Genomic DNA, 5098 nt, shown 5'->3' on the forward strand with positions numbered 1-5098 from the left:
ATGGTGAATAGCGATAAAACTTTGCCATAAATAATAAATGTTCTTTTAAATCTTCTGGTGACCGAAAATAACCTTCTATGCTCTTTTCCATCTTTTTTGTTAGTGCCACTACCTTTTGTTTTTTCTCTTCAAATGAAACAGGGGAACGCTTTTTACTCATTCATTTCCGCTCCCTTTGAAGAAGCTTCAATCAATTCATCCATCGTTTCTTCATTCCAGGTTTCTAAATCTGTTGGAACACATATTTTATGAGTTTTCATGTTGATAGGAATAAGTAAATCATTTTCTGGAAGCTCAATATAATCAAATAATTCTTGTTCTTCCTCTTCTGTTAATGGAATTGTAACTTCTTGATTTGCGACATGAAAAGTAACTTCTCTTTCGCCAATTGATTTTATAATTCCAAGTTCAATATCTTCATGAAACAATAGCATCTTATCTTCTCCTCTTTTGTTAATCATTTATTTTCAATCCACGATTGTATTCTTTCTCATAAACCATTTTGTTACCTTATGCCCCCCTTCTAGATCAATTCACCTCCTCCACTGGAACATACACTTCTTTTGTTTGCCCTTTCGAAGCTTGATAATCCATCTTCTTTTGTCTTTTATGTGCAATTCTTTCCTCTACTACTGCTCTTATATGCTGGGTTGCTTCTGTTTCCTCAATGTCAGTTGTACAAACACCTTGATACTTTTCATGTTCGTAAATACCATTCATAAACTCAATGAGCATTTGTGTATTTTTATCTGCATTATTTGTACCAAGTCGAATTTTTGTTAGCTCTTCTTTTAATACTTCATGAAGATGTTTTGTCACAACTTCCGTAATATATCGAAGTGACCATTCTTGTTGTTTCGCCTCTTTATGTTCTTTAAAGATTTGCGCCAAAGCAACTCCGTTATATCTAATTTTATGTTCTTCTTTAAACGCCATAAGATAATCATCAGTTTCTTTTTCTAGCTTAAGTACACGCCTTACTTTACTCATCGTTCATATCCCCTCTCATTTTGTTGTTGGATTTCTCTTTGAAGACGTTCATAATAACGTTGATTTTTCCAACTTTCATACTCACTTTTAAATGCACCTTCCATTTTTCTAAGTGCATACTGCATCGAAACATTTTGCTGAAAGTTTTTTCGCTCCCTAGGCTTTCGATCTAACATTTTATCAATACGCTGTCGTTCTTTATCGTACGCTTTCATCTCTTGTAAAAATGCATTTCCCATTCGCTTGTGAAGCTCTTCTATTTTATTTTCCTTATAATTTTCATATCGTTTCTTATCACCAGAACCTTCTCCATACGCTCTCTTTAATGCATCTACTTCTTGATCTAACTTTTGAAGAAATTGTTTATAATCTTCCTTATGATGCTTCTCAATATATTTTTGCGTTAATACATCAAGATGAGGACGGAGTGGGCTCAATGTATTGTAACTGTATTGCCATTGCCTTTTATCTTCTGGTAAACGTTTATAAATAAACTGGAATAATGGTTTTAACTCTCGATTGCGCCATGTGAATGTGGAATCTTCCTTCTTTTTTGCAACCATATTCTTTCGAATCAAATCGTTAATATGTTTTTGTTCTTGGCCACGATCCATAATATTTTGAACAACTTTTCCCTTCATCGCATCTAATGTTTTTTGTTTTCGCTTCCCGCGATCTCTTGTTGGAAATGGTTCAACAGTTGCCACATGAATATGAAGGTTATCTGTATTATAGTGAATCGCTCCTGACCAAATAGCTGTATGTTCTAACTTTTCTCTTTTTAACATTTCTTTCATTGCTAATCGGGTGACATCCATTAATTTTGTTTCATCTACAGTTCGTGTTTGGGGATCATATATGCCATGTTCTGCGAGCCAGTGATTATCAAAAGTGATGACATCTTGCCACATAATACTCTTATTCTTTTGAGCAAGCTGAAACATCTTTTTTAAGTCTTTCTTTTCATTTTCCTTTAAGCCGTTACTATGCTCTGTGAAGAGGGAAGATGTCTTCTCTGAATCTCCCATATAATCCTGATACAGAGAAAACATTTTCTCATGTGCCTCCCCTTCTCTTTTTGCATCTTCTCGGTCAACGTACTCCACATAATCCTGAAATGTTTTTCCATCCGCCGTAACAAAACGAGACACGGTCACAACACCAGGCGTCACCGTTGCTTGTGAAGGACTTGTTGATTGGCTCATGCCTCATCATCCTGCGTCATCATTTGTAAAAAAGCATTCATTTCTTTTACAGCTTCGAAACAACTTTCCATCGCATAGATATTTTTTTCTAGCAACTGTTGAAGATACAATTCACGATTTTGTTGTTCACGATAGAATGCTAATGTTTCAAGTTGCCCCTGTAAGAATTTATCTCTTGAAAGCCCTTTTGCCTTTGCTATTTCATCAATTCGTTTCACCGCAATTGGGTTCATATTTCGAACTCTTATCTCCATTTTCATTTCCTCCTCCAAATTCGGGATCTCCACTCAAAATAGTGAGAAGAGCATAAGGGGTTTTTGTTCCCACCTAAGGTGTGAAGCTAGGCAAAGCCTAGCGAAACCGTGGGAACAAGAAAGTAACTCAAGTGTTGAGGTGCAGTTGACTCAAAAACGCCTGATGTTGATGTCCTGTAGACCAAAATGTTGAGTTACTGTTGACCCAAAAAACCTTGATGTTGAGATGCGGTTGACCCTACTTTTTTCATAACCGCTCTGCATCTTTCGACTTCTCATCTAATTTTTTTATCTTTTCTTTGATTTGCCCTTGCTCCCATTTATATAGTTCAATCTTCTCTTTTGACTGGCTAATATTCGTTTCTTTTGAGTTAATTTTTGCGTCGGTTTCCATTTTTTCTGTTTCAGTTTGGTACTTAGAGTCGTTTTTCCATTCTGTGATTTGCTTTTGCCACTCAGTTTGTTTAGATGTTTCTTGTTTCATGACTTCATCGTACTGTTTTACTTTTTCTTTTAAGATTTTTTGTTCCATACCGATAAACACTTTCGCATAATCACCTTTACTTTTTTGTGAAATATCCTCTTCTATTTCCGTTTTCTTTTGATCGGAGAAGAATGATTTTAAGAACGTTTGCTTTTCATCTTGTTTTGAAGTTTCGTTTGCTTCTTTATTCTGTTGCTTTGTTTCTACTGTCACATCTCCACTATTTTTTTCAAATACATCGAGCGCAACTGCCTGCCATTTTGGAGATAGTTCCTTCACTTGTACAACCATATTTTCATCATCTTGGTACACTACTTTTACCGGTAATTGAAGATTTGGATTTGCTTTTTCCTGTGCCTGGAACTGATATTTTTCTCCATCTCCTCCCTCTACATGAAGATACATCTCTACTGTATGAGAAGCTGGATCATACGCTCTTTTCTCTATTGTCATCGTTCGATTTCCAAATAACGTAACCGGCTTTTTCAGCTCTGTATGATAGACCGGTTCTTCATAGGGTAAATATAATTTCGAAGTGAAAAAACCGAAAAAACCAAAAAACATAAATCCTACAATCAATCCATATATCCATGATTTTTTACGTCTTAAATTCACACCATTATTTACAACTTCCATTTACTCAACACCTCACTTTTTTAAGATGCAATGATCTGAACCGCTAGTTCTTCTACATTGGTTACTTGCCAACTCTCTTGATTTTTTTGCACCGTTACTTTCATCACATTTTTCGTTTTATCTGTTGTTCCATTCGCTCCAATGGTCACGGTATTTTTAAATTCTGCGATCACTTCTACCTGAGAAGCACCAATTTTATAGTCTTGTAAATATAACTTCATATCAGATGGCTTAGATACGTATGTGTCCCCCATTTCGAATGTATCCGTTGGATAAAAGAGCTGAAACACTTCATCTTTCATTAATTTTTTTGCTTGTTCTCTTCGTTCCTCATATCCTTGTTTTTCTCGATGAAAGGATAACTGAATAAACTTCTCGACTGCCGAAAGATACAATTGTCGCTCTTGTTCTTGTTCCGAAGGAAGTGTTTCTTTCACTTTCTTTTTCAGTTCTTCATTTTCAGTTTGTAACACCTGGTTACGAACTTTTAATTGCTTTACATCACCCGTTTCATCGTTACGAGAATACAAAAAGATGTTCAAAAAAGTAACGCCTACAATAACAATTGCAAGCGTTACAAACCAGCTTTTTCTGTTATCTTTATTTTTTCCTCCTGTCATCTTTCTCCCTCCTATTCTTCAAATGAGTTGAGCTGTTTTATTGCACCCCAAAAAGAATAAATCGCCTGCAAAGCTTCTTCTTCCGAAGGATAATTATACAAAAATACGTACCTCCTCCCTTCATAACGAGACAGTATTTCTTTTGATTGTGAAGACTCATCTTCACTCAACTCTCTATGCAAAAGAAAGTTCTCACCAACGTCTTGAATCATATAATTTGCTGGTTTAATTTTATAATTTTGAAATTCTTCTATTGGTGGTGTTATCACTTTTTGAAATAATGCTTCGTCACATAACTCTATTTTATTTGTCATAAAAATCTCTCCCCTTATTAATTTCTTAATATTTTCAGTAACGTCTCACATGTCCTTTAAATACTTTAGTCCAGTATGGAGTGGATAAATTTTCGATTGAAACACCTTTATTCGTTTGACAACCAATGAAAGTATTTTGATCAATGACAATGCCAACATGACCGTCATGTTTATACGTATCAAAGAAAATAACATCACCAGCTTTCATTTCCATTGGTGAAATTTGTGTACCAATTTTATTCAAAGTTTCTGTACTTACAGCTCCCATTGGACTTACATTCATTCCTACTTGTTCAAATGCCCAACGTACAAAACTACTACAATCAAAAATCCCTCTTGCAATGTCATTTGTGTTGCGTCCACCACCAAATACATACGTAGAACGTCCAATCCATTGACGCCCTACATCGGCAACTTGTGAGCCAGAAGAACCGCCTCCTGCGCTTCCTCCACCGCCATTTACTGGTACGCCAGGTATAAAATATTTCAAAACCGCATCAACATATAAGTAGAGTAAGCACCCAACGCCTTGCTACATTACTGTAGTAGGTTTTCAAGTGCTCCTCCCCGAACCGGACTTACATCTCTCAATGTA

Annotated in this window: 7 protein-coding genes and 2 pseudogenes; all 9 read right to left on the minus strand. The window is 35.7% G+C overall.

What is annotated here, in order from left to right; genetic code table 11:
* Positions 1–160, minus strand: a pseudogene (locus ORL93_RS30520) (ArdC family protein); the annotation flags it as partial.
* Positions 153–434 (minus strand): hypothetical protein, encoded by a 282-nt coding sequence (locus tag ORL93_RS30525; protein ID WP_265960312.1) that lies wholly within the window; start codon positions 432–434, stop codon positions 153–155. The pseudogene ORL93_RS30520 and the gene ORL93_RS30525, both read right to left, overlap by 8 nt.
* A gap of 94 nt (positions 435–528) precedes the next feature.
* Positions 529–990 carry a hypothetical protein gene (locus ORL93_RS30530; protein ID WP_265960313.1) on the minus strand — a complete coding sequence of 154 codons (462 nt, stop codon included), beginning with the start codon at positions 988–990 and terminating at the stop codon, positions 529–531.
* Positions 987–2195 carry a MobP2 family relaxase gene (gene mobP2, locus ORL93_RS30535; RefSeq protein ID WP_265960315.1) on the minus strand — a complete coding sequence of 403 codons (1209 nt, stop codon included), beginning with the start codon at positions 2193–2195 and terminating at the stop codon, positions 987–989. Before mobP2 ends, ORL93_RS30530 begins: the two co-directional genes overlap by 4 nt.
* The gene (locus tag ORL93_RS30540; RefSeq protein WP_097814867.1) at positions 2192–2449 is read right to left on the minus strand and encodes a hypothetical protein; all 258 of its coding nucleotides are present in this window, start codon (positions 2447–2449) and stop codon (positions 2192–2194) included. Before ORL93_RS30540 ends, mobP2 begins: the two co-directional genes overlap by 4 nt.
* Before the next feature lie 247 nt (positions 2450–2696).
* Complete coding sequence (locus ORL93_RS30545) at positions 2697–3569, minus strand: hypothetical protein (RefSeq protein ID WP_265960316.1); 873 nt, start codon at positions 3567–3569, stop codon at positions 2697–2699.
* Between the two features lie 20 nt (positions 3570–3589).
* Entirely contained in the window at positions 3590–4189 is a 600-nt protein-coding gene (locus tag ORL93_RS30550) for a MerR family transcriptional regulator (protein WP_265960317.1), read from the minus strand.
* 11 nt (positions 4190–4200) lie between these two features.
* Positions 4201–4503, minus strand: coding sequence for a hypothetical protein (locus ORL93_RS30555; protein WP_098149369.1), 303 nt, complete (start codon positions 4501–4503; stop codon positions 4201–4203).
* A gap of 34 nt (positions 4504–4537) precedes the next feature.
* Positions 4538–5011, minus strand: a pseudogene (locus tag ORL93_RS30560) (C40 family peptidase); the annotation flags it as partial.
* Positions 5012–5098: the final 87 nt, after the last annotated feature.

The sequence above is a fragment of the Bacillus sp. DHT2 genome (genome assembly GCF_026241455.1).
Lineage (GTDB): Bacteria > Bacillota > Bacilli > Bacillales > Bacillaceae_G > Bacillus_A > Bacillus_A pseudomycoides.

What these genes read in the sequence shown, in the direction of transcription:
- ORL93_RS30525 (WP_265960312.1), bottom strand. Translation starts at nt 434, where the DNA reads ATGCTATTGTTTCATGAAGATATTGAACTTGGAATTATAAAATCAATT.
- ORL93_RS30530 (WP_265960313.1), bottom strand. Translation starts at nt 990, where the DNA reads ATGAGTAAAGTAAGGCGTGTACTTAAGCTAGAAAAAGAAACTGATGAT.
- mobP2 (WP_265960315.1), bottom strand. Translation starts at nt 2,195, where the DNA reads ATGAGCCAATCAACAAGTCCTTCACAAGCAACGGTGACGCCTGGTGTT.
- ORL93_RS30540 (WP_097814867.1), bottom strand. Translation starts at nt 2,449, where the DNA reads ATGGAGATAAGAGTTCGAAATATGAACCCAATTGCGGTGAAACGAATT.
- ORL93_RS30545 (WP_265960316.1), bottom strand. Translation starts at nt 3,569, where the DNA reads ATGGAAGTTGTAAATAATGGTGTGAATTTAAGACGTAAAAAATCATGG.
- ORL93_RS30550 (WP_265960317.1), bottom strand. Translation starts at nt 4,189, where the DNA reads ATGACAGGAGGAAAAAATAAAGATAACAGAAAAAGCTGGTTTGTAACG.
- ORL93_RS30555 (WP_098149369.1), bottom strand. Translation starts at nt 4,503, where the DNA reads ATGACAAATAAAATAGAGTTATGTGACGAAGCATTATTTCAAAAAGTG.